Here is a 21,119-nt window from a genome sequence, read left to right as displayed (position 1 = left end):
GACTCCAACGATACGGAGATCGGTCGTGAGGAGAACCGTCGCGTGGAGCTGAAGGTCCTCGAGTAAGCGAACTGCGGCAAATCAAAACCCCGCCGGAGTGATCCGGCGGGGTTTTTTCTTTGGCGGTCATTCTGGGTTGTCGTCCATAGCTGAGGAGACAACAACCCTCTATGGCCGGGTTTCCTTGCACCTCAGGTCAGCACATGCCTACGCTGTCAGGCAATCCAAGGCGCTATTCCGCCCCACCTCCGGACACGTGGCCCGTAGCGGCCCCTACCCGTTTCGCCGCATCAGACAAAAGCAGGAGGCATGGCACGCTCACTGCTTGATAAGCTTGAACTTTATCCTTGACGGGTGCCCTCGGCGTCTGTCATAAGCAGCCGTATAAGTAAATAGTCGAAACTTCAGCTTGGGGATCCCTCTCATGAGAGACAGCATTCGCTTTTTCCAACCCCGCGCCGTGCTGCTTCTGGCAGCCCTGGTGCTCACCGCATGCGGAGGTGGCGGCGGTGCCCGCAGCCCCGATCTGCCCTTCCCCGAGCTGCAAGGCTTCGCGGTGAGCTGCACGCCGCAGCAGCCGATCGCTGCAGGCCAGACCGCCCAGTGCCAGGTCCAGAACTGCGTCTACCAGGTGGTCGACGCCAACGGCCGCACCAGCACCGTGCCTATGACCTGCCCGACGCCGACCTGGTCGTCGGGCAACACCGACGCGGCCACCGTCAATGAGACCGGCCAGGTGACTGCCGTCGGCAACGGCAACACCACGATCAGCGCCACCATCGAGAGCGTTACCCGCACGACGACGGTGACCACGTTCACGCCGACCCTGGTCAGCAGCACGATCTCCTGCGCCGACGTCGACATCAACGCCGGCCAGACCTCGCAGTGCAAGTTCGATTCCTGCACCTTCTCGGTGCTGGCACCGGATGGCAGCGCCCAGAACCAGCAGGGCACCTGCCCCACGACGGCCAACTGGACCGTCACGCCGAACACCATCGGCACGATCAGCAACACCGGCCTGTTCCGTAGCCAGACCCCCGGCACCGCCACCGTGCGCGCCCAGGTCGGTAGCGTGAACTCGAACGCCGTGACCATCCAGGTCGGCAATGCCTGCGTGCTCGATGGAAGCCTGCAGCTCGCCCCGGCCAACCGCACCATCGTCGCCGGCCAGCAGCAGACCTACGTTGCCACCGCCACTTTCAGCGATGGCACCAACGGCGAATTCGGCGTTGTCACCACGTCGACGACCTTTACCAGCAACAACCCCTCCGCTGCGCCGTTCCCGGCCGGCCAGGGCAATGCCACCACCACGACCAACTCGGCGCTCACCGCGACCGCCACGGTCACGGTCACCGGCACCTACTCGGCCAACACCTGCAGCGGCAACCCGGTCACCGCCACGGCGACCCTGATCGTGCAGCCGGCACGTCTGGTGGCCGGCGGCCTCTGCCTCGAACTGGCAGATGCCGGTAGCGAGTTCCAGGATTGCCGTACCGACAGCGGCGCCTGCGCCGCCGTCACCCAGCAGGAACTGTCCGTGAACGGCACGCGCCAGCTGCGCCTGCGTGGCCGCTTCGACAACGGCCAGGAATGCAACCTCACCAATCGCAGCGATGCCAGCTTCAACACCTCGGCCGCCGCCATCGCCACGGTCAGCAACGCCCCGGGCGCGGGCCTGGTTCGCGGCGTCAGCCGTGGTACCGCCAGCATCGGCGCCAGCTTCACGGCTGCCGGCCAGACGACCAGTGCCAACCCGATCCAGTTCCGGGTGAACCTGGACGAAATCCTGGGCGGCAACAGCGTCAGCGTCTCGGCCAAGAGCCTTTCCGAGCCGGGTGATCCCCGCAAGTTCGCTTGCGTCGGCGCCACCGATCTCGTGGGCGGGCTCGCGGATGCCTCGCAGCTGCAGGGCCGCCTGAAGGTCTACGCCGGCGCCCGCTTCTGCACCGAGGCGAACTACAACGAGGCCACCGGCCTCTGCGAGCAGTTCATCGACGTCACGCCGCGCGACGTGACCAACGACGACGGCGACGTTTCCGCCACCAATCCGCTGGGCAACCGCATCCAGTGGAAGCACGAGTCCGCCGGCTTCTGGAACGGCAGCAGCTGCTCCACCACCCTGCCGGTCGACATCCCCTTCGGCAACGGCCCGTCGGCCCTGGTCGGTGACCAGCGTACCCCGGCAGACCGCTACGCCATCGGCGACCGCCGCCCCGGCGAGAACGGCGTGGTCATCGGCGCCGGCAACCTGCGCCTCGGCTTCAGCTGCATCACCGCCGAGTACGCCAATCCGGGCTCGGCCCAGAACACCGACAAGGACGGCATGACGATCCTGGTGCTGCCGGTGACCAACGACGTGCTGCTCGGCTCGTCCACGGCCCAGCAGACCACGCAGCTCTGCGACGCCCTGGCCCCGCTGTTCCTGCTGGGCGCCAGCGAGAACGGTGGTAACGGTGCCATCACGCAATTGCTGAGCGCGGTCACCGAGATCGTCAACCCGCTGCTGCAGACCCTCGCCAGCGGCCAGGAGGAAGGCAACACCGGCCCGATCCCGCTGGACCTGATCGTCAGCGAGTTGCTCAACGGCCTGGATCCGGTCACCAGCGCGCTGTTCGCCGCTGGCCTCACCGACCTGCTGAACATCGTGGACAACGCGGTCTACCGGCCGCTGACCTGCGGCCTGGGCACGCTGCTGGACGCCCTGCTGACGGCGCAGCCGGACAAGATCCTCAATGCGCAGGCCTGCCTGCCGGATGATCCGACGTTCCCCTTTCCGTTCGCGGCGCCTTAATCGATAAGCTCAGGGAAGAACAACAATGAACTTCAAGCACCTGATGTGTGCAACCGCGCTGGGGCTGATGCCGGCCCTGGCCCTGGCCCAGACGGCGGCCCCGGCCGCTGCGGCAGCCCCGGCTCCGGTGGCTTCCGCTCCCGTGGCAGTGGAGGTGCGGGACGACCGCTGGTCGCTGTGGCCGTATGCCGGCGTGGTGATGTCCGACAAGTCGGATGTCGACTACGGCCTCACGGCCGGCGCCCTGGCCACCCGCCCGCTGACCGACCGTATCGTGCTGGAACTCGGCGCCGACTACAGCAACCTGGAAACCACCAACGCCGGCGACTATGAGCGCATCAGCGGTCGCGCCGGCCTTGAGGCCTTCTTCGGCAAGCCGTTCTACGACTCGTCCTGGGACTTCCAGCCGTATATCGCAGGCGGCATCCACTTCTCCAGCGTGGACTTCCTCGGCGAGCGTACCGGCGCCTGGGGCCCCTACGGCAGCCTCGGTTTCCTCCAGCGTCTGGGCAGCCTGACGACGCTCAAGCTCGAAGCCCGCTACCAACAGGACGACGCCCAGGAACAGGGTCCGGTGCCGGAAACGACCTACTACACTTGGCAGGCTTTTGCCGGCCTGCGTGTTGCCCTGGGCCAGAAGCCGGGTGATGCCGACGGTGACGGCGTACCCGATCACCTCGACAAGTGCCCCAACACCCCCAAGGGTGTCTCGGTGTACTCGGACGGCTGCCCGGTGGATACCGACGGCGACGGCGTGCCGGATTACCTGGACAAGTGCCCCGGCACCCCCAAGGGTACGGTGGTCAATGCCTCCGGCTGCCCGGCGGATTCCGACGGTGACGGCGTGCCCGACGAGCTGGACAAGTGCCCGAACACGCCGCGCGGCGTGCTGGTGGGCCCGGACGGCTGCCCGATCGATTCCGACGGTGACGGCATCCCGGATGCCTATGACAAGTGCCCCAACACCCCCAAGGGCACCATCGTGGGTCCGGACGGTTGCCCGGCCGCTGACGCCGATGGCGATGGCATCCCCGACTTCATGGACAAGTGCCCGGATACTCCCAAGGGCGTGGCGGTGGGTCCGGATGGCTGCCCGCTGGATTCCGACGGTGACGGCATCCCCGACTACCTCGACGAGTGCCCGCGCACGCCGCCGGGTGCCAAGGTGCTGCCCAACGGCTGTGCACTGACGGGCGATTGCCGTACGCCGCGTCCGGGCGAGGCGGTGGACGCCAACGGTTGCGCGCTGGACAAGAATTTCATCCTGCGCGGTGTGAAGTTCGAGTTCGACTCCGACCGCCTGACCGAGCCGGCCAAGCTGATCCTCAACGAGGTCGGCGAGACGCTGAAGGCCTACCCGGCCATCCGCGTGGACCTGGAAGGCCACACCGACGCGATCGGTTCCGACGCCTACAACCTGGGCCTGTCGGAGCGCCGCGCCAACGCCGTGAAGACCTACCTGATGGGGCGTGGCGTGCCGAGCGGCCGCATGAACCCGGTGGGCTACGGCGAGACCCGCCCGATCGACACCAACGACACCGAAGAGGGTCGCGAGAACAACCGTCGCGTGGAACTGAAGGTTCTCGAGTAAGCGACGAACGCAGCAACTGAAAGCCCCGCCAGGGCAACCTGGCGGGGCTTTTCTTTGTCGTACCGTTCTGAGTTGTCATCCGTGACGAGGCCGCAGGTACTTCTTCGTGCGAGCACGGGGGCGCTCATTTCCGGTTTTCGACGCGCCCTCTCAATCCATTCGCTCGGTAATCGGCTGGGCTTGCCTTGGAGCAAGCCCACAAGCCGCTGATGCCGAGTGCCGGCGAACGCATCACGGACACAAAAAGGCCCGCATACGCGGGCCTTGAATCGTTGCCGTGGCTCACTCAATCGTGTCGCTGGATTCATCCGGCGCGCAGCACGGAGCGAATGTAGGGTGGTGGCTTGCGACCCCAGTCCGGTGTCGAGCAAGACCGCGACGCCTCCTGCCTACGCCACACGCACCACCACCAGCACCTGCCGGTTCTTCACCTGCTGCCCCGCAACGACGCTGACCGACTCCACGGTGCCGGCCACCGGTAGCTGCAACTGGAACTCCATCTTCATGGCCTCCAGCACGGCAAGCACCTGGCCCTTTTCGACACGGTCTCCGGGCTGCACGTGGACAGCCACGACCTTGCCGTCTGAATGCGCCAGCAGGCGGCCATCGGAACCCGCAGCGGCGGCCTGAGCGGGCGCCAGCGAGGCATCTGCATAACGCCAGCAGGCGGCATCGGCGTCGATCCAGATGCCGTCGCCGTCGCGTGCGGTACGCGCCTTCCCCTGCACACCATCGCAGACGTAGTGGAACCCATCGTCGCTGCAGCGGCTCACGTCGATCGCCAGGGTTTCGCCGCCCAGGGTCACGGAGAAGGCATCGCCTCGCTGCACCAGCATACGCAGATCGAAAGCCTGGTCACGCCACTTCAGCTTGTAGTCCGCCGGGAACTCATGCGAGCTGTGCCAGCCGATGAACTCCGGCGCCAGCCCATGCTCCTGCGCCAGGCGCGAGGCTTCGTCCAGGTACAGCGCCACGGCCGCCAGGGCGATCTGCCGCGGTGTTGGCCTGCGCGCCGCCACGACTTGGGCCGGGAAATGCTGGCTGATGAACGCGGTGCTGAAATCACCCGAGGCAAAGGCCTCGTGCGCGATGATGTCCAGCAGGTAGTCGCGATTGCTGACCACGCCCAGCAAGGTGGTATCGCGCAGGGCCTTGAGCAGGCGCTGGCGCGCGGTCTCGCGGTCCTCGCCCCAGGCGATGATCTTGGCCTGCATGGAATCGTAGAACGGGCTGACGATCTGGCCGTCGCGCAGGTAGCTGTCGACGCGGATGCCGGTGCCCTGCGGCGGGCGCCAGCGCAGGACCTTGCCGGTCTGCGGCAGGTAGTTCTGCTGCGGGTCCTCCGCGCAGAGGCGCACCTCGATGGCCCAGCCCTGCATGCGCCGCAGTATCTCATCCTGCGACAGCGGCAAGGGCTCGCCCTGCGCCACGCGCAACTGCCATTCCACCAGGTCGAGCCCGAAGACCAGCTCGGTCACCGGATGCTCCACCTGCAGGCGGGTATTCATCTCCAGGAAGTAGAACTGGCCATCGCGCGCCAGCATGAATTCCACGGTGCCGGCACCGACGTAGTTGACCGCCTTGGCTGCGGCCACGGCCGCCTCGCCCATGCGGCGACGCAGCGCCTCGTCCACGGCCGGCGACAGGGCCTCTTCCACCACCTTCTGGTTGCGGCGCTGTACCGAGCAGTCGCGCTCCCCCAGGTAGACCACGTTGCCGTGGCGGTCGCCGAAGACCTGGATCTCGACGTGACGTGCGTCCACCACCGCCTTCTCGATCAGCAACTGGCCGCTCCCGAAGGCATTGGCCGCCTCGGAACGTGCCGACTGGATGCTCGCCAGCAGGTCCGCTTCCTGGTGGACCAGGCGCATGCCGCGCCCGCCGCCACCCGCCGCCGCCTTGACCATCACCGGCAGGCCGACCTTGCTTGCCTCCGACACCAGCGTCTCGTCGGACTGACCGTCACCCTGGTAGCCCGGCACGCAGGGCACACCGGCGGCGATCATGCGGATCTTGGAGGCGGACTTGTTGCCCATGGCCTCGATGGAGTGCGGATCGGGACCGATGAACACCAGCCCTGCATCCTGGACGGCCTGTGCGAAATCCTCGCGCTCGGACAGGAAGCCATAGCCCGGGTGGATCGCCTCGGCGCCGCTCTGCCTCGCCGCGGCGATGAGATGCTCGATGACGAGATAGGACTCCTTGGCCGGCGCAGGACCGATGCGCACGGCCTCGTCGGCCTCCTGGACGTGCATGGCGTCGCGGTCGGCGTCGCTGTAGACGGCGACCGTACGATAGCCGAGTTGCTTCGCACCGCGGATCACGCGGACGGCGATTTCGCCGCGGTTGGCGACGAGGACTTTGGAGAATCGGGCCATGGTTCCTGCCTCGAAGTTTTCTAGTTTTTCGCCCACTGGGGGCTACGCTTCTGCATGAAGGCCGCGATACCTTCCGGCGCCTCCGGCCCGCGCACACAGACTGCGAACTTCTGCGCCGCATCGTCGAGCACCGCATCCATCTCGAGCTTGCCGACGTTGAGCAGGATCTGCTTGGTCAGTGCATTGGCACGCGGCGCGCAGTTCATCACCTGCGCCAGCGTGTCGCCGAGCTTTATCTGCAGCTCTTCTTCGCTGGAATAGCCCTCGTGCACCAAGCCCAGCCGCAGGGCCTCGGCGCCGTGGAATTGGGCGCCAGTCAGGCACAGGCGGCGCGCCTGCGTCAGGCCGATTCGCTCGACCACGAAGGGTGCGATCTGCGCTGGCGGAAGACCGCGTGTGGTCTCGGGCATGCCGAACTTGGCGTCCGCATGAGCAAAGGCGATGTCGGACACGCAGGCCAGGCCGAAGCCGCCACCCAACACCGCGCCCTCGCAGATCGCGATCACCACCTGCGGCGCGGCGCTGACCTGGCGCAGCATCACGCCAAAGGCACGGTTCATGGCCGCCACCGGATCAGCCTCGCCCGGTGCAGGCGGCTTGAGGCCACCGGCCATCATGCCCTTGAGGTCGGCGCCCGCACAGAAGTGGCCGCCGGCACCGCGCAGAACCACCGCACGCACCTCGACGGACTCACGGATGGCGTCGAAGGCCGCACCGATCTCAGCCAGCAGTTCCGGCGTCATGGCGTTGCGCGACTCCGGGCGGTTGATCGTCAGCCATAGCACGCCGCCTTCGAGTTTCAGCAGCAGGTTCTTGCAGTCGGATAGTTGCATGGTCGTTCTCCCGGCGATCAGAAGCGCGCGACGCCGAAACTGTTCGGGAACAGCTCGCGCGCCTTGCTCTCGCGGCAGACCGACAGGCACAGGCCCAACACCTTGCGGGTGTCGCGCGGGTCGATCAGGCCGTCGTCGAATAGCCTCGCCGTGGCGGCGAAGGCATGCGACTCCTTGTCGAACTGGCCGACGATGTTCTGTCGGATGATGCCGAGCATCTTCTCGTCGTTCTCGGAGACCTGCTTGCCCTCCTTGGCCCACTTCTCGCGCGTGATGATCTCCATCACGCCCGCGGCCTGCTCGCCGCCCATCACCGAGGTGCGGGAGTTGGGCCAGGCGAAGATGAAGTGTGGGCCGAAACCGCGGCCGCACATGCCGTAGTTGCCGGCGCCGAAGCTGCCGCCCATGACGATGGTGATCTGCGGCACCGTGGCGTTGGCCACGGCCTGGATCATCTTGGAGCCGTGCTTGACGATACCGCCCTGCTCGCTCTCCGTGCCCACCATGTAGCCGGTGGTGTTCATCAGGTAGACGATGGGCACGTTGGCCTGGCAACACAACTGGATGAACTGTCCGGCCTTGGCGGCGCCCTTGGTGGTGATGGGACCGTTGTTGGAGATGATGCCGATCCGGTGTCCGTGGAGCGTAGCGCGGCCGCAGATGGTCTGCTGGTCGTACTCGTTCTTGAACTCCAGGAACTCTGAGCCGTCCACCAGCCGCGCGATCACCTCGCGGCAGTCGAAGGGCTTACGGTAGTCCGGCGACACCACGCCGCAGAGCTCCTCCACGTCGTACAGGGGCGCACGCACCGGCAGCAGTTCCAGCCGGGGGCGCGAGGCGTTCCAGTTGAGGTTGCGCACGATCTCGCGGCCGATGCGGATGCCATCAGCGTCGCTCTCAGCGATGAATTCGGAAGTGCCGGCGACGCTGCAGTGCATCTCGGCGCCGCCCAGGGATTCCTCGTCGGCGATCTCGCCGGTGGCGGCCTTCAGCAGCGGCGGACCGGCCAGGAATACCTTGGCGTTCTTGCGCACCATGACCGTGTAATCGGACAGGCCGGGCATGTAGGCACCGCCGGCCGTGGAAGAGCCGTGGACGATGGCGACCTGCGGAATGCCGGCGGCCGACAGGCGCGCCTGGTTGGCGAAGCTGCGCCCGCCGGGAATGAAAAGTTCGGCTTGGTACATCAGGTTGGCGCCGCCGGATTCGATCATGGAAACCGTCGGCAGCTTCTGCTGCAGGGCGATCTCCTGCACGCGCAGGCCTTTCTGAACGCCCCAGGGGGTCATGGTGCCGCCCTTGATGGCGGAGTTGGAGGCCGACACCAGGCAGCGCACGCCGGAGACGTAGCCGATGCCGATGATGGTGTTGCCGCCGGCAAGTGACCCGTCCTTGTCGTCATGTAGCTTGTAGCCCGCCAGCGTGGACAGCTCCAGCCAGGGCGAGCCGCGGTCCAGCATCAGGTGCACGCGCTCTCGCGGGAGCAGTTGCCCGCGCTTGCGGTAGCGCTCGCGCTTGGACTCTTCTTCCTTGCGGCCCTTTTCCTCGATGGCGCGCCATTCCTCGATCAGCTTCAGCAGGCCCTCGCGGTTCTGTTGGAACTGGCCGCTGCCGGTGTCGATGCGGGATTCGATAACAGGCATTTCCAATCTCTCCACTATTCGCAGGCTTTCGCGAGTTTACCCCCGTATAAACAGAGGTTTCATCAACAATAAATATTTCCGAATAAGGGCATCCTAAAGCACGCCCTGCCGCCTTCGGGCATGAAAAAAGCCGCCCGGGGCGGCTTTCGGTGAATTCCGGTGATTCAGACCTGCTTGGGGCGCACCGCACGGTGGAAGCCGCGGTAAGGCTGCGAGCGCTTCTGGTCCAGCAGCGGGAAGGCCTTGGCATTGAGGCTGCCGCCGCCGTCGATCTTGATGCAGTTGCCAGTCACGAAGGCAGCGCCTTCGGACAGCAGCCAGACGATCGCGGAGCTGATCTCGGCCTCTTCGGCCATGCGCTTGAGCGGCACCAGGCCGGAGAGCTGCGACAGCACCTCCTTGGCAAACACCGGGTCGTACTTGTCCATGCCGCTGGAGGCGACGAACCCCGGGGCCACGGCATTGACGCGCACGCCCGACACGCCCCACTCCACGGCGGCGGTCTCGGTGAAGTTCAGCATGCCGGCGCGAGCGGCGCCGCTGTGGCCCATGCTGGGCATGCCGCCCCACATGTCGGCGAGCATGTTCACGATCGCACCGCCCTTGTCCTTCATGCACTGGTTGTAGGTCTCGCGGGCCATCAGGAAGCCACCGGTGAGGTTGTTGGCCACCACTGCCTCCCAGCCCTTCTTGCCGATGGTGGCCAGCGGCATCGGGTACTGGCCGCCCGCGTTATTGACCAGGCCGTGGATCTGCCCATGCTCGTCCAGCATGCCCTTCACGGCATCCCTGACGGCGTCCTCGTCGCGGATATCGAAGGCCCGGGTCGAAACGCGCCCGCCATCCTCCACGATCTCCGCGGCCGTAGCGTCGAGCTTCTCCTGCTTGCGGCCGGTGATGATCACGTGCGCGCCCAGGGACGCCAGCTCGTGCGCGGTGCAGCGTCCGATGCCCGAACCGCCACCGGTGATCACGATCGTCTGGCCATCGAACTGGCCGGCGCGGAATACAGACTGGTAACCCATGTTTTCACCCTCCGGAAACGATCAAGGCCGGGAATTCCCGGCCTTGATCAGCACTGCTTAGCGACTTCTTACAGCTTGCCCTGCAGCTCCGGGACCACCGTGAACAGGTCTCCGACGAGGCCGATGTCGGCCACCTCGAAGATCGGGGCCTCCGGGTCCTTGTTGATGGCGACGATGGTGCGGGCGTCCTTGATACCGGCCAGGTGCTGGATCGCGCCGGAGATACCGATCGCGAAATACAGCTCCGGGGCGATGATCTTGCCGGTCTGGCCGACCTGCATGTCGTTCGGCACGTAGCCCGAGTCCACTGCGGCACGCGAGGCACCGACGCCGGCGCCGATCTTGTCGGCGAAGTCGTAGATGACCTTGAAGTTCTCGGAGGAGCCCAGAGCACGGCCACCGGAAACGACGCGGCTGGCGGCCTGCAGGTCCGGACGGGCGGACTTCTGGGCCTCGATCTTCACGAAGCGGGTGTGCGACGGCAGCGCGGCGCTGACCGAGACGGTCTCGACGGCAGCGGAACCGCCCTCACCGACCACCGCATTGAACGAAGCCTGGCGGACCGTGGCGACGACCGTGCCGGCCGCGGCTTCCACCGTGGTGATGGCATTGCCGGCGTAGATCGGGCGATCGAACTTGTTCGGCGCGTGCACGGCCATGATGTCGCTGACCTGCTGCACGTTCAGCTTGGCGGCCACGCGCGGGGCGAGGTCCTTGCCGAAGGTGGTGCCCGGGAACAGCACGTGGGTGTAGCCCGCGGCCAGTTCGGCAATCTGCGGCGCCAGCACGGCGGCGATCGGGTAGGCGTTGGCGGCGTTGTTGACCACCACGACCTTGGCGACGCCGTCCAGCTTGGCAGCCTGGGCAGCGACGGCAGCACCGTCGGTGGCCAGCACGGCAACGGCGATTTCACCGCCGATCTTCTGGGCGGCGGCCACGGCCTTGGCGACGCCGGCGTTCAGCTTGCCGTCGGAATGTTCGGCAATGACGAGAATCTTGCTCATTACACCAGCCCCTTCGATTTCAGTGCAGCAACCAGTTCGTCCACCGTCTTGACCATGATGCCCTTGGCACGCGCCGGCGGCGGCGACACCTTGACGGTCTTGGAACCGGCTTCGATGGCAACGCCGACGTCGCCCAGGCCGATGGTTTCGATCGGCTTCTTCTTGGCCTTCATGATGTCCGGCAGCTTCAGGTAACGCGGCTCGTTGAGGCGCAGGTCGACGCTGACCACGGCCGGCAGGTCGACTTCCAGGGTCTCGAGACCGGCGTCGATTTCACGGGTGATCTGGGCCTTGGCGCCGTCCACTTCCACCTTGGAGGCGAAGGTGGCCTGGGCGATGTCCAGCAAGGACGCAACCATCTGGCCGGTCTGGTTGGCGTCGTCGTCGATGGCCTGCTTGCCGCAGAGGAACAGCTGGGCGCCTTCCTTCTTCAGCACGGCAGCGAAGGCCTTGGCGGCCGTCAGCGGCTGCACTTCGCCCTCTTCCTTGATGTGGATCGCGCGGTCGGCGCCGAAGGCCAGCGCGGAGCGCAGGGTCTCTTCGTTCTTGGCGCCGCCGATCGTCACGGCGACGATCTCGGTGACCTTGCCCTTCTCGCGCAGACGGACGGCTTCTTCCATCGCGATTTCGTCGAAGGGGTTCATGCTGAACTTGACGCCGTCCGTGACCACGCCCGAACCATCGGACTTGACCTGGATGCGGACGTTGTAGTCCACCACGCGTTTGACGCTGACTAGAACTTTCATTCTCTCGATCTCGGTTTATTCCAAAACTGCCCCAAACGAGCCGGGGGACGGCGCGTTCACATCAAATCAGGGACTTGCGAATCTCGCATTCGAGTATTCGCAGCAGTCCTTGTCAATGACCCAGCGGCCATTTTCCTTCACCAGCACGATTTTCTCGACATGCTCGATCTGCTGATCGAGCACCCCGGACCGGTTGTTCGTCTCCAGGGTGACCGTGCCCAGGTCCTCGCTGACCACCGACGAGAGGATCTGGACCTCCCAGGGGGCGGCCTCGGCCTGGCCCTTGAGCCACTGCTGCTCATCTTCCTGCGGCAGGTCGGCATCGGCCAAGCGCTGCTCCTGCCGGCGCGCCTTGGACAGCCGCGACTGGCACAGCTGGTACATCGGCAGGTCGGCCTGGCGCAGCGCCGTGTAGCAGCGGTTGTAGGTCGCCGTGGCGTCCCGCTCGGCCTGCACGCGCGCCGACACGCAGCCCGTGAGGGGCAGCAGCATCAACGTCAGCAGCAACAGCCAGGCGGAACGGAGCATGGGCAGCTTACATGTTGGCGTAGTTGGGACCGCCGCCACCTTCCGGGGCAACCCAGTTGATGTTCTGCGCCGGATCCTTGATGTCGCAGGTCTTGCAGTGCACGCAGTTCTGCGCATTGATCTGGAAGCGCTTGGCATCGCCCTCGCCCACCACCTCGTAGACGCCGGCCGGGCAGTAGCGCTGCGCGGGCTCGTCGTACAGCGGCAGGTTCTTGGCGATGGGGATGCTCTTGTCCTTCAGCACGAGGTGGACCGGCTGGTCTTCCTCATGGTTGGTGCTGGACAGGAACACCGAGGACAACTTGTCGAAGGACAGCTTGCCGTCCGGGCGCGGGTACTCGATCTTCTGGCTGTCGGCCGCCAGCTTCAGCGAAGCATGGTCCAACTTGAGATCGTGGAAGGTCCAGGGGAACTTGCCGCCGAACCAGTTCTGCTCGATGTAGTTGATGGCGCCGCCGATCAGCGCACCGAACTTGTGCAGCAGCACACCGAAGTTGCGCGACTTGTAGAGCTCCTCGTGGAGCCAGCTGGCCTTGAACTTCTCGGTGTAGGTGGTCAGCTCGTCGCCACCCTCGGAACCGCCCAGCACGGCCTCGGCCGCGGCTTCCGCCGCCAGCATGCCGGACTTCATGGCGGTGTGGCTGCCCTTGATCTTGGCGAAGTTCAGCGTGCCGGCGTCATCGCCGACCAGGACGCCGCCCGGGAAGGTCAGCTTGGGCAGGGAGTTGAGGCCGCCCTTGACCAGGGCGCGGGCGCCGTAGCCCACGCGCGTGCCGCCCTTGAGGTATTGCGCGATCTTCGGATGGTGCTTGAAGCGCTGGAACTCGTCGAACGGCGACAGGTACGGATTGGTGTAGGACAGGTCCACGATCAGCCCGCAGACCACCGTGTTGTTTTCCAGGTGGTACAGGAAGGAGCCGCCCAGGGCATCGGTGCCCAGCAGGTCCAGCGGCCAGCCGGCACCGTGCACCACCAGGCCCGGCTTGTGCTGCTCGGCCGGCACCGTCCAGATTTCCTTGATGCCGATGGCGTAGTGCTGGGGGTCGGTACCTTTGGCCAGGTCGTACTTGGCGATCAGCTGCTTGCCGATGTGGCCACGGCAGCCTTCGGCGAACAGGGTGTACTTGGCGCGCAGCTCCATGCCCGGCGCGTAGTCCGGCTTATGCTCGCCCTGGTGGTTGATGCCCATGTCGCCGATGGTGACGCCCTTGACGACACCGTCCTCGATGATCGGGGTCTGCGCGGCGAAGCCGGGGTAGATTTCCACGCCCAGCGCCTCGGCCTGGGTCCCCAGCCAGCGGCAGAGGTTGGCCAGCGAGATGATGTAGTTGCCCTCGTTGTGCATCGGCTTGGGCACGAACAGGTTGGGCATCTTCACGGCAGCGGTCTCGCTGCGGAAGAAGTAGATGTCGTCGCCGATCACCGGGGTGTTCAGCGGCGCACCCTTCTCCTTCCAGTCCGGGAACAATTCGTTGAGCGCGCGCGGCTCGAACACGGCGCCCGACAGGATGTGGGCACCGACTTCCGAACCCTTTTCGACGAGGCAGACGTTGAGTTCCTTGCCGGCCTCGGCCGCCCTCTGCTTCAGGCGAATGGCTGCGGACAGGCCAGCGGGACCGCCGCCGACCACAAGGACGTCATACTCCATTACATCGCGTTCAACGGACATTTAGGCAGTTCCTGGCTGCTCCCGATACCCTGGGAGGCTGGCTGTTGGGCAAATAGAGACGCGTATTGTAAACCGTCACGCGCGCCGGACCTACCCTCCGTAAGACAGGTTTTGCTGGCTTTACAGTCAATTCCAGGCCACCGGGGACCGTTCAGCGCGAGGACAGCCGCGGCTGGGCAGTCTGGCTGGGCCCGGGGCTGCCGGATGCGGCCCCACCCTTGCCTCAAGGAGGAGACGCGCATGAAGACCCACCTGATGCTGGGTGTCCTGGCCCTCGCGGCCGGCCCCGCCCTTGCCCAGCCCGCCGGCATGCCGCCCGGCGACTGCTACCCCCCGGCCTCGGCCGCACCCCAGCCCGCCGCCGCGATGTCTCCAGGGGCCGCCCTGCAGACCCCAACCGCCCTGCCGGCCCCGACCACGGCGCAGCCGCTGGCACAGCCCGCCACCCTGCCGCCGGTAGTGGTGATCAAGCCGGCCCCGAAGCCGGTGCAGCCGATGATGAGCGACGACGCCAAGTTCGCCACGCTGGACACCAGCGGCAACGGCAAGCTGGACCGCGGCGAGGTCAGCGCCAACTCCGAGCTGGTAATCCGCTTCGGTTCGCTGGACAAGAACAACGACGGCAAGCTGTCGCGCCTGGAGTACGGCCTGCGCAACGTCGACCCCAGCGGCGGCCGCTAATCCACCAGCAGCTTCGGCGGCACCGGCACCAGGAAGTCCAGCAGCATCTGGCCGAAGGCCTTGCCCTGCGGGTCGGTGCGCAGGCTGCCGGCGCCACCGCCGCCCAGGGCGTTGTGGAGCAGGAAGTTGAGGGAGTTCGTACCCGGCAACTCCCAGCGCTCCACGCGGCCGCCCTCACCGCCCGCCAAGACGTGTGCGAAGTGGCGGCGCAGGGCCGCCGTGGACAAGGCCGCGCGCAGGTACGGCAGGTATTCCGGCCGGCGGGCGATCACGCCGATGTTGGCGTGGTCGCCCTTGTCGCCGGAACGTGCCAGCGCCAAGCGGATCAGGGGCACCGGCACGGCCGCGGCCATATCCAGATCCGGTAGCACCTCGGCCTCTGCTGGCGGCGGCGCGAAACCACCCGCCAGTGGCACGCCGACCGGCAGGCGCTCCTCGCCCACCACCACCTCGATCGCCACGCGCTCCTTGGGCACCAGCGTGGAAAACAGCCGCGGCACCATGTGCGGCTCCGGACGTCCGGCGCCAAAGTAACCGGTGAAGCCTGGCGCCATGCCGGTGGCGGCCTGGGCGATCTCGCGGGCGAACAGCTTCAGGGCCTTGGGATTGGGGTGCTGCACGGCGATCTTGACCACCACCTCGCGCGTCGCCGTGGCGGCCGCGCGCGCATGGGGGCCATAGCTTTCCTCGGCACCGATGCAGTGGATGTCCACGCCGCTGAAGTCACCCAGCTTCGCCTCCAGCAGTTGGCGACGCACCTTCTCGACGATGCCCTGGGCGGAGGCACGTCCCTTCCTGGCCGCATCGATGCCGCCGATCATGAACAGCGCGGCGCAGCGCATGCCCGCCGGGTAGGTGGCACTGACCTTGTACGAGTCGGTCGGCGCATGGCCGCGGCAGCCGCTCACGCGCACCACGTCGGGCGCGGCCTGCTCCAGCTTCACCTGGGTGAAGTCGCAGGTCACGTCCGGCAGCAGATAGGCCCGCGGATCGCCGATCTCGTAAAGCATCTGCTCCAGCACGGTGTGCGGCGACACCAGGCCGCCGGTGCCCTCGGGCTTGGTCACCGTGAACTCGCCGCCGGCCTGCATCTCGACGATGGGAAAGCCCATGTCGGCATAGCCGCCCCGCACCAGCTCCCAGTCGGTGAAGTTGCCGCCGGTGCACTGCGCACCGCATTCGATGATGTGGCCGGCGATGGAGCCTGCGGCGAGACGGTCGTAGTCATCCGGCTGCCAGCCGAACTCGTGCATCAGCGGGCCCAGCACCACGGCGGAATCGACGCAGCGGCCGGTGATGACGATCTCCGCACCGGCTTCCAGGGCCTTGGCGATGGGGATGGCGCCCAGGTAGGCGTTCATCGACACGGTAACCGGCGGCAGGGGCTTGCCCGTTCCCAGCTCGGTGCAGTCGGCGAAGTCCTTGCGCCGGCCATTGAGCTCGTCCCCCAGCACCACGCCCACACGGAAGCTCAGGCCCGCCTTGGCCGCAGCCTCCTCGAGGGCTTTCTTGCAGGCCAGCGGATTGACGCCGCCGGCGTTGGCAACGACCCGGATACCTTTTTCCTTGATGCGCGCCATCAGCGGCGCCATGACGTGCTCGACGAAGTCGGTGGCGTAGCCGTCGTTGGGGTCCTTCATGCGCTTGGCGGCAAGGATCGACATGGTGATCTCGGCCAGGTAGTCGAACACCAGGTAGTCGATGCCTCCCTTCTCCACCAACTGGGCGGCGGCGGCGTTAGTGTCGCCCCAGAAGGCGGAAGCGCAGCCGATACGCACGGTCTTCATTTCGAATCCTTTTCGGTAATTTACATTGTCACAACCTCAGGTCGTGACCCGTCATTGCCGCGAAGAATGTCCGCAGACCAAGAGGTTTTCAAGGAAAACGTAGCTTACCGCTGCAGCAACAATATGCCGCCATAGAGCACCGCGGCACTGAAGACGCCTGCCAGCACGTCGTCGATCATGATGCCGACGCCGCCGTGGACGCTGCGGTCGAAGGCGCGGATCGGCCAGGGCTTGAGGATGTCGAACAGGCGGAACACCGCGAAGGCCGCCAGCAGCCCCAGCGCCATGTCACGCGGGCCCTGCACCAGGCCCAGCGCCGGCAACAGCGGCAGGCAGGCGATCAGGAAGCCGACGATCTCGTCGAACACGATACCGCCGTAGTCGTGCACGCCCAGCAGGCGGGCACTCTCGCCACAGATCCAGCAGCCGAACAGGAACAGCAGCAGCAGGGCCGCACCGAAGCCCCAGACAGGCAGCCACATCAGGATCAGCCAGAACGGCAAGCCCACCAGCGTGCCCACCGTGCCCGGCCCCTGGGGCGCCAAGCCGGCACCGAAGCCGAAGGCGATGAAGTGCTCCGGCGTCGTCAGTACCAGTTCGCGCGGCGGGCGCGGGAAAGCACTGGTCTTGGGCAGGGGTTCGGCCATGGGTGCGTTGATCCGCAATGAGTTTCGGCAAAGCTTAGCGCAGAGCGGCGACAACCGGCCGACGCAGGCCGATGGGCTGGCCCCGTCCGCCATCGCCGGGGCGCTCCGGGCCTGGGATACTGGCGCCAGCATGAACCTCGCGCCCCGACTATCCTGCCTGTTTCTCGGCCTGATGCTGCCGCTAGCGCTGGCGGCCCAGCCGGCACCGCCGCCGGGCAGCCCGCCGCAGGCGGTGGCCTTGCTGGCCCAGTGCCAGACGGCCCTGCCGCAGGCGGATAGCCGGCGGCGGCGCGCCGCACGCGAGGCGATGCTGCGCCTGCGGCTCAGCCTGTCCTGGCGCCGGGCGCCCGGGCAGCTATCCGCCGAGGAAAAGCAGTCCGCCATCGCCAACGAGCGAGGGGCCTACCGGCAACTCGTGGCCGCCTGCAAGCCATTCCTGATCTGAAGATTCGGGATTTAGTCATTGATTTTAAATGACTAATTAAATCTCGTCGCGCCTGTCGCCTTGGCCATTGTGCAGTGCAACATGAATGGTTAACCTGTATACAGTCCGGGCTTCAGGCCGAGTTTCATGAAACCCCCTTCCAGGCTGTTCCACAGGTTGTCCCAGCGCATGCCGGCGTTGCTCGCCGGAGCAGCGCTTTCGCTGATGTCCCTGCAGGCGGGTGCGGGGCCGCTGCCGCCGCCACCTCCGGCTGGAGGCAGCCTGGCGCTGATCGAGCAGTGTACCGCCGCCATGCCGCGTGCCCATCCCTGGCGGGCCAAGCAGCTCCGCCAAGCGATGTTCCGCATGCGCGTGAGCATGTCCTATCGGGCGGCGGGGACGCGCCTGTCGTTGGCGGAGCGACGCTCGGCGATGGCCGCCGAGCGCGCGTCCTATGAGCTGCTGTTCGAGACCTGCCGGCCGCTGCTGGCCCTGGGCGTCAGCCCAGCACGATCCGGCTAGGGCCTGCGCCCTCCAGCAGCAAGCGGTTGAGCCGCTGCACGAAGCCGGCGGGATCAGACAACTGACCGCCCTCGGCCAGAACGGCCTGGCCCAGCAGCAGCTCCGCCAGATCGGCGAAGGCCGCATCGTCGGCGGTGTCGCGCAGACGCTGCACCAGGGCGTGATCCGGATTCAGCTCCAGCACCGGCAGGCTGCCGGGCACGGCCTCGCCCGCCTTGCGCAGGATCTCTTCCAGGCGGCGCGACAGCGCCTGCTCCCCGGCCACCAGGCAGACCGGTGATTCAGTGAGGCGCACCGACAGCCGCGCCGCCTCGATGCGCCCCTGCAGCACCTCACCGAGGCGCTTGAGGGTTTCCGCATACTCGCTCTCGTGGCGCGCCTTGTCGGCGGTCTCGATCTTCGATTCGATGTCCTTGGAGGCGCGCGCCACCGACTCCAGCTTCTTGTCCCGGAATTGCGTCAGGTGCGCGACCACCCACTCGTCGATGCGGTCGCTCAGCAGCAGCACCTCGAAGCCACGCTTGCGGAAGCCCTCCAGGTGCGGGCTGCCCTTGGCGGCGGCCAGGCTCTCGGCGCTCAGGTAGTAGATCTTGTCCTGGCCTTCCGGCATGCGGGCGATGTAGTCGGCCAACGAGACCTTCTGTTCGGTCGTTTCCGCCGTGGAGTGGAAGCGGCAGAGCCTGGCGATGCGTTCCTGGTTGGCGTGGTCTTCGACCAGGCCCTCCTTCAACACGACGCCAACGGCCTGCCAGAACTTCGCGTAATCCTCGGGGCGCTTCTCGGCGAGATCCTCCAGCAGGTCGAGCACGCGCTTGACCAGCGCGGCGCGGATTTTGTCTACCGTGCGGTTGCCCTGCAGCAGCTCGCGCGATACGTTGAGCGGCAGGTCGGCGGTGTCGACCAGGCCGCGCACGAAGCGCAGCCAGGGCGGCAGCAGCTCCGCCGCCTTGTCCATGATGAAGACGCGCTTGACGTAGAGCTGCACGCCGCGGCCCTGCTCGCGATCCCAGAGGTCGAAGGCCGCCTGCGAAGGGATGTAGAGCAGCGAGGTGTATTCCAGGCTGCCGCCCTCGACACGATTGTGCGCCCAGGTCAGCGGCGGCTGGTGATCGTGCGAGAGGTGCTCGTAGAAGTGCTGGTAGTCCTCGTCCTTGAGCTCGGACTTGGGCCGGGTCCAGAAGGCGCGGGCCTGGTTCAGCGTCTCGGTTTCGCCCTTGTCGTTCTTCAGGCGGATCGGCAGGCCGATGTGATCGGAATACTTGCGGACGATGGCCTGCAGGCGCCAGGACTGCAGGAAGTCCCTGTCCTCCTCGCGCAGGTGCAGGGTCACCTCGGTGCCGCGGTCCTGCTTGAAGGACGGCTCGATGGTGAACTCACCCTCGCCGTCGGATTCCCAGCGCACCGCCTCGGTGGCCCCGGCGCGCAGGGTCAGCACCGTGACCTTGTCGGCGACGATGAAGGACGAGTAGAAGCCGACGCCGAACTGGCCGATCAGCTGCGAGTCCTTCTTCTGGTCGCCGGACAGGGACTCCAGGAATTTCTTCGTGCCGGAACGGGCGATGGTGCCGAGATTCTCGATCACCTCCTCGCGTGTCATGCCGATGCCGTTATCGCGGATCGTCAGTGTGCCGGCCGCCTCGTCCGGCACCAGTTCCACCGCCAGCTCGTCACCGCCCTGCAGGCTGGCATCGCTCAAGGCCAGGAAGCGCAGCTTGTCGCAGGCGTCGGACGCATTGGAGATCAGCTCGCGCAGGAAGATTTCCTTGTTCGAGTACAGGGAGTGGATCATCAGCTGCAGGATCTGGCGGGTTTCCGCCTGGAACTCGCGTTTCTCGGAGCGCGTGTCGGTGGTCATGGCGTGTACTTTGTGGTGATGGGGTTGATCGGGCAAATCCGATTATGCGGTCGCCCAAAACACAATCAAGCCCCGTCCGCGGCAATGGCGTCAGGGCCTGGCTCCTTCAAGGAGCGGCTTTTCCGGCTGCCGTATCCAGGTACTGCAACAGCCTCTGGCGCACCGACTCGCGGCGCGTCAGGTCGATATGCTGGCCGCCGGGGATCAGCCAGATTTCCTTGGGCTCCCGGGCCTCGGCATACAACCGCTGCGAGTGGCTGAAAGGCACCACGACATCGTTCTCGCCATGGAGCAGCAGCAGGGGGATCGGGCCGATGCGATCGACGACGTCCACTGCGGAGTAGCGGTTGGAGATCAGCAGCGACAGCGGCGCCTGAAGTGGCCAGGTCAGCCAGACCTGCGCCAGCTTCTCGCGCGCGATACCACGGTAGCTGGAGAAGGCACTGTCGGCGATCAGCGCGGCGATGCGCTGGCGCTGCACGGCATCGGCCTGCGCCACCAGGCGAATGGCCACCGATCCTCCCAGGCTCTGGCCGTAGACGATCAGCGGGCCGGTGGCGGTGGGCTCCTGCGCCAACAGCCAGGCCAGCGCCACGGCGGCGTCCTGGTGGATGGCGTCGACATTGGCGCGGCCCTCGGACAAGCCGAATCCGCGGTAGTCGAGCGCCAGCACGGCATAGCCCTGCGCCGGTAGCCAGCTCACTGCGTGCACGTGCGAACTGAGGTTCTCGGCATTGCCGTGCAGGAACAGCACCGTTGCCCGTCGGGGCCCCTGCGCCGGAAGGAACAGGGCGTGCATCCGGCTGCCGTCCTGCGCGGGAATCCACTGCTCCTCGGCGGGCGTGCCAATCGCCCGGTCCGGCAGGTGCCGCACGCGGTCCGGATACAGGAACAGTCCGGTGCAGCCACTCAATGCCAGGCTCAGCCACAGAAGGATCAGGGCATGGAATCTGCGGCGCGGCACAAGGAGCAGGCGGTTCATGCGCGTCACCCGG

General features: G+C 66.5%; 17 protein-coding genes. 5 read left to right on the top strand and 12 right to left on the bottom strand.

Annotated elements, in window-relative coordinates:
• The first annotated feature begins 424 nt into the window (after positions 1-424).
• On the top strand, positions 425-2,791 hold the full coding sequence (locus tag QT386_RS18450; protein ID WP_289275214.1) for an Ig-like domain-containing protein: 2,367 nt from the start codon (positions 425-427) through the stop codon (positions 2,789-2,791).
• Positions 2,792-2,816: 25 nt separating this feature from the next.
• Positions 2,817-4,382: a thrombospondin type 3 repeat-containing protein gene (locus QT386_RS18445; protein ID WP_289275213.1), complete on the top strand. Its 1,566-nt coding sequence runs from the start codon at positions 2,817-2,819 to the stop codon at positions 4,380-4,382.
• 389 nt (positions 4,383-4,771) lie between these two features.
• Here the strand turns inward: QT386_RS18445 and QT386_RS18440 are convergent, their stop codons facing one another.
• From QT386_RS18440 to QT386_RS18405, 8 genes are all read right to left on the bottom strand, one after another.
• A complete protein-coding gene (locus QT386_RS18440; protein WP_289275212.1) occupies positions 4,772-6,760 on the bottom strand; it encodes an acetyl-CoA carboxylase biotin carboxylase subunit in 1,989 nt (662 codons plus the stop codon).
• 20 nt (positions 6,761-6,780) lie between these two features.
• The gene (locus QT386_RS18435) at positions 6,781-7,593 is read right to left on the bottom strand and encodes an enoyl-CoA hydratase/isomerase family protein (protein ID WP_289275211.1); all 813 of its coding nucleotides are present in this window, start codon (positions 7,591-7,593) and stop codon (positions 6,781-6,783) included.
• A gap of 17 nt (positions 7,594-7,610) precedes the next feature.
• Positions 7,611-9,236 (bottom strand): acyl-CoA carboxylase subunit beta, encoded by a 1,626-nt coding sequence (locus QT386_RS18430; RefSeq protein ID WP_289275210.1) that lies wholly within the window; start codon positions 9,234-9,236, stop codon positions 7,611-7,613.
• Between the two features lie 164 nt (positions 9,237-9,400).
• Complete coding sequence (locus QT386_RS18425) at positions 9,401-10,261, bottom strand: SDR family oxidoreductase (RefSeq protein ID WP_289275209.1); 861 nt, start codon at positions 10,259-10,261, stop codon at positions 9,401-9,403.
• Between the two features lie 68 nt (positions 10,262-10,329).
• On the bottom strand, positions 10,330-11,265 hold the full coding sequence (locus tag QT386_RS18420) for an electron transfer flavoprotein subunit alpha/FixB family protein (RefSeq protein ID WP_289275208.1): 936 nt from the start codon (positions 11,263-11,265) through the stop codon (positions 10,330-10,332).
• Positions 11,265-12,011, bottom strand: coding sequence for an electron transfer flavoprotein subunit beta/FixA family protein (locus QT386_RS18415; RefSeq protein WP_289275207.1), 747 nt, complete (start codon positions 12,009-12,011; stop codon positions 11,265-11,267). Before QT386_RS18415 ends, QT386_RS18420 begins: the two co-directional genes overlap by 1 nt.
• Positions 12,012-12,077: 66 nt before the next feature.
• Positions 12,078-12,539 (bottom strand): hypothetical protein, encoded by a 462-nt coding sequence (locus QT386_RS18410; protein ID WP_289275206.1) that lies wholly within the window; start codon positions 12,537-12,539, stop codon positions 12,078-12,080.
• 7 nt (positions 12,540-12,546) lie between these two features.
• Complete coding sequence (locus QT386_RS18405; RefSeq protein ID WP_289275205.1) at positions 12,547-14,208, bottom strand: electron transfer flavoprotein-ubiquinone oxidoreductase; 1,662 nt, start codon at positions 14,206-14,208, stop codon at positions 12,547-12,549.
• A 240-nt stretch (positions 14,209-14,448) separates the two neighbouring features.
• Between QT386_RS18405 and QT386_RS18400 the strand changes: the two genes are divergently transcribed.
• Entirely contained in the window at positions 14,449-14,889 is a 441-nt protein-coding gene (locus QT386_RS18400; protein WP_289275204.1) for an EF-hand domain-containing protein, read from the top strand.
• Here the strand turns inward: QT386_RS18400 and QT386_RS18395 are convergent.
• Positions 14,886-16,676 (bottom strand): acyclic terpene utilization AtuA family protein, encoded by a 1,791-nt coding sequence (locus QT386_RS18395; RefSeq protein WP_289275203.1) that lies wholly within the window; start codon positions 16,674-16,676, stop codon positions 14,886-14,888. The two genes, QT386_RS18400 and QT386_RS18395, sit on opposite strands and share 4 nt — an antisense overlap.
• A gap of 104 nt (positions 16,677-16,780) precedes the next feature.
• A complete protein-coding gene (locus QT386_RS18390) occupies positions 16,781-17,323 on the bottom strand; it encodes a phosphatidylglycerophosphatase A (protein WP_289275202.1) in 543 nt (180 codons plus the stop codon).
• On the opposite strand from QT386_RS18390, the gene QT386_RS18385 reads away from it, so the two are divergent.
• Both QT386_RS18385 and QT386_RS18380 read left to right on the top strand, forming a co-directional pair.
• The gene (locus QT386_RS18385; protein ID WP_289275201.1) at positions 17,322-17,768 is read left to right on the top strand and encodes a hypothetical protein; all 447 of its coding nucleotides are present in this window, start codon (positions 17,322-17,324) and stop codon (positions 17,766-17,768) included. The genes QT386_RS18390 and QT386_RS18385 overlap by 2 nt on opposite strands.
• A 126-nt stretch (positions 17,769-17,894) precedes the next feature.
• Positions 17,895-18,269, top strand: a complete 375-nt coding sequence (locus tag QT386_RS18380; RefSeq protein WP_289275200.1) for a hypothetical protein — start codon at positions 17,895-17,897, stop codon at positions 18,267-18,269.
• Here QT386_RS18380 and htpG read toward each other — a convergent pair.
• Together htpG and QT386_RS18370 are read right to left on the bottom strand one after the other, a co-directional pair.
• Complete coding sequence (htpG, locus tag QT386_RS18375) at positions 18,247-20,124, bottom strand: molecular chaperone HtpG (protein ID WP_289275199.1); 1,878 nt, start codon at positions 20,122-20,124, stop codon at positions 18,247-18,249. The two genes, QT386_RS18380 and htpG, sit on opposite strands and share 23 nt — an antisense overlap.
• A gap of 106 nt (positions 20,125-20,230) precedes the next feature.
• Positions 20,231-21,106, bottom strand: a complete 876-nt coding sequence (locus QT386_RS18370) for an alpha/beta hydrolase (protein ID WP_289275198.1) — start codon at positions 21,104-21,106, stop codon at positions 20,231-20,233.
• Positions 21,107-21,119 lie beyond the last annotated feature (13 nt).

The sequence above is a fragment of the Solimonas sp. SE-A11 genome (assembly GCF_030345715.1).
Classification (GTDB): Bacteria; Pseudomonadota; Gammaproteobacteria; order Nevskiales; family Nevskiaceae; genus Solimonas_A.
This window is presented reverse-complemented; position numbering and strand designations above follow the sequence as displayed.

Excerpts from the sequence above, each read along its gene's own strand:
- QT386_RS18450 (WP_289275214.1), top strand. The coding sequence starts at position 425 with ATGAGAGACAGCATTCGCTTTTTCCAACCCCGCGCCGTGCTGCTTCTG.
- QT386_RS18445 (WP_289275213.1), top strand. The coding sequence starts at position 2,817 with ATGAACTTCAAGCACCTGATGTGTGCAACCGCGCTGGGGCTGATGCCG.
- QT386_RS18440 (WP_289275212.1), bottom strand. The coding sequence starts at position 6,760 with ATGGCCCGATTCTCCAAAGTCCTCGTCGCCAACCGCGGCGAAATCGCC.
- QT386_RS18435 (WP_289275211.1), bottom strand. The coding sequence starts at position 7,593 with ATGCAACTATCCGACTGCAAGAACCTGCTGCTGAAACTCGAAGGCGGC.
- QT386_RS18430 (WP_289275210.1), bottom strand. The coding sequence starts at position 9,236 with ATGCCTGTTATCGAATCCCGCATCGACACCGGCAGCGGCCAGTTCCAA.
- QT386_RS18425 (WP_289275209.1), bottom strand. The coding sequence starts at position 10,261 with ATGGGTTACCAGTCTGTATTCCGCGCCGGCCAGTTCGATGGCCAGACG.
- QT386_RS18420 (WP_289275208.1), bottom strand. The coding sequence starts at position 11,265 with ATGAGCAAGATTCTCGTCATTGCCGAACATTCCGACGGCAAGCTGAAC.
- QT386_RS18415 (WP_289275207.1), bottom strand. The coding sequence starts at position 12,011 with ATGAAAGTTCTAGTCAGCGTCAAACGCGTGGTGGACTACAACGTCCGC.
- QT386_RS18410 (WP_289275206.1), bottom strand. The coding sequence starts at position 12,539 with ATGCTCCGTTCCGCCTGGCTGTTGCTGCTGACGTTGATGCTGCTGCCC.
- QT386_RS18405 (WP_289275205.1), bottom strand. The coding sequence starts at position 14,208 with ATGTCCGTTGAACGCGATGTAATGGAGTATGACGTCCTTGTGGTCGGC.
- QT386_RS18400 (WP_289275204.1), top strand. The coding sequence starts at position 14,449 with ATGAAGACCCACCTGATGCTGGGTGTCCTGGCCCTCGCGGCCGGCCCC.
- QT386_RS18395 (WP_289275203.1), bottom strand. The coding sequence starts at position 16,676 with ATGAAGACCGTGCGTATCGGCTGCGCTTCCGCCTTCTGGGGCGACACT.
- QT386_RS18385 (WP_289275201.1), top strand. The coding sequence starts at position 17,322 with ATGGGTGCGTTGATCCGCAATGAGTTTCGGCAAAGCTTAGCGCAGAGC.
- QT386_RS18390 (WP_289275202.1), bottom strand. The coding sequence starts at position 17,323 with ATGGCCGAACCCCTGCCCAAGACCAGTGCTTTCCCGCGCCCGCCGCGC.
- QT386_RS18380 (WP_289275200.1), top strand. The coding sequence starts at position 17,895 with ATGAAACCCCCTTCCAGGCTGTTCCACAGGTTGTCCCAGCGCATGCCG.
- htpG (WP_289275199.1), bottom strand. The coding sequence starts at position 20,124 with ATGACCACCGACACGCGCTCCGAGAAACGCGAGTTCCAGGCGGAAACC.
- QT386_RS18370 (WP_289275198.1), bottom strand. The coding sequence starts at position 21,106 with ATGAACCGCCTGCTCCTTGTGCCGCGCCGCAGATTCCATGCCCTGATC.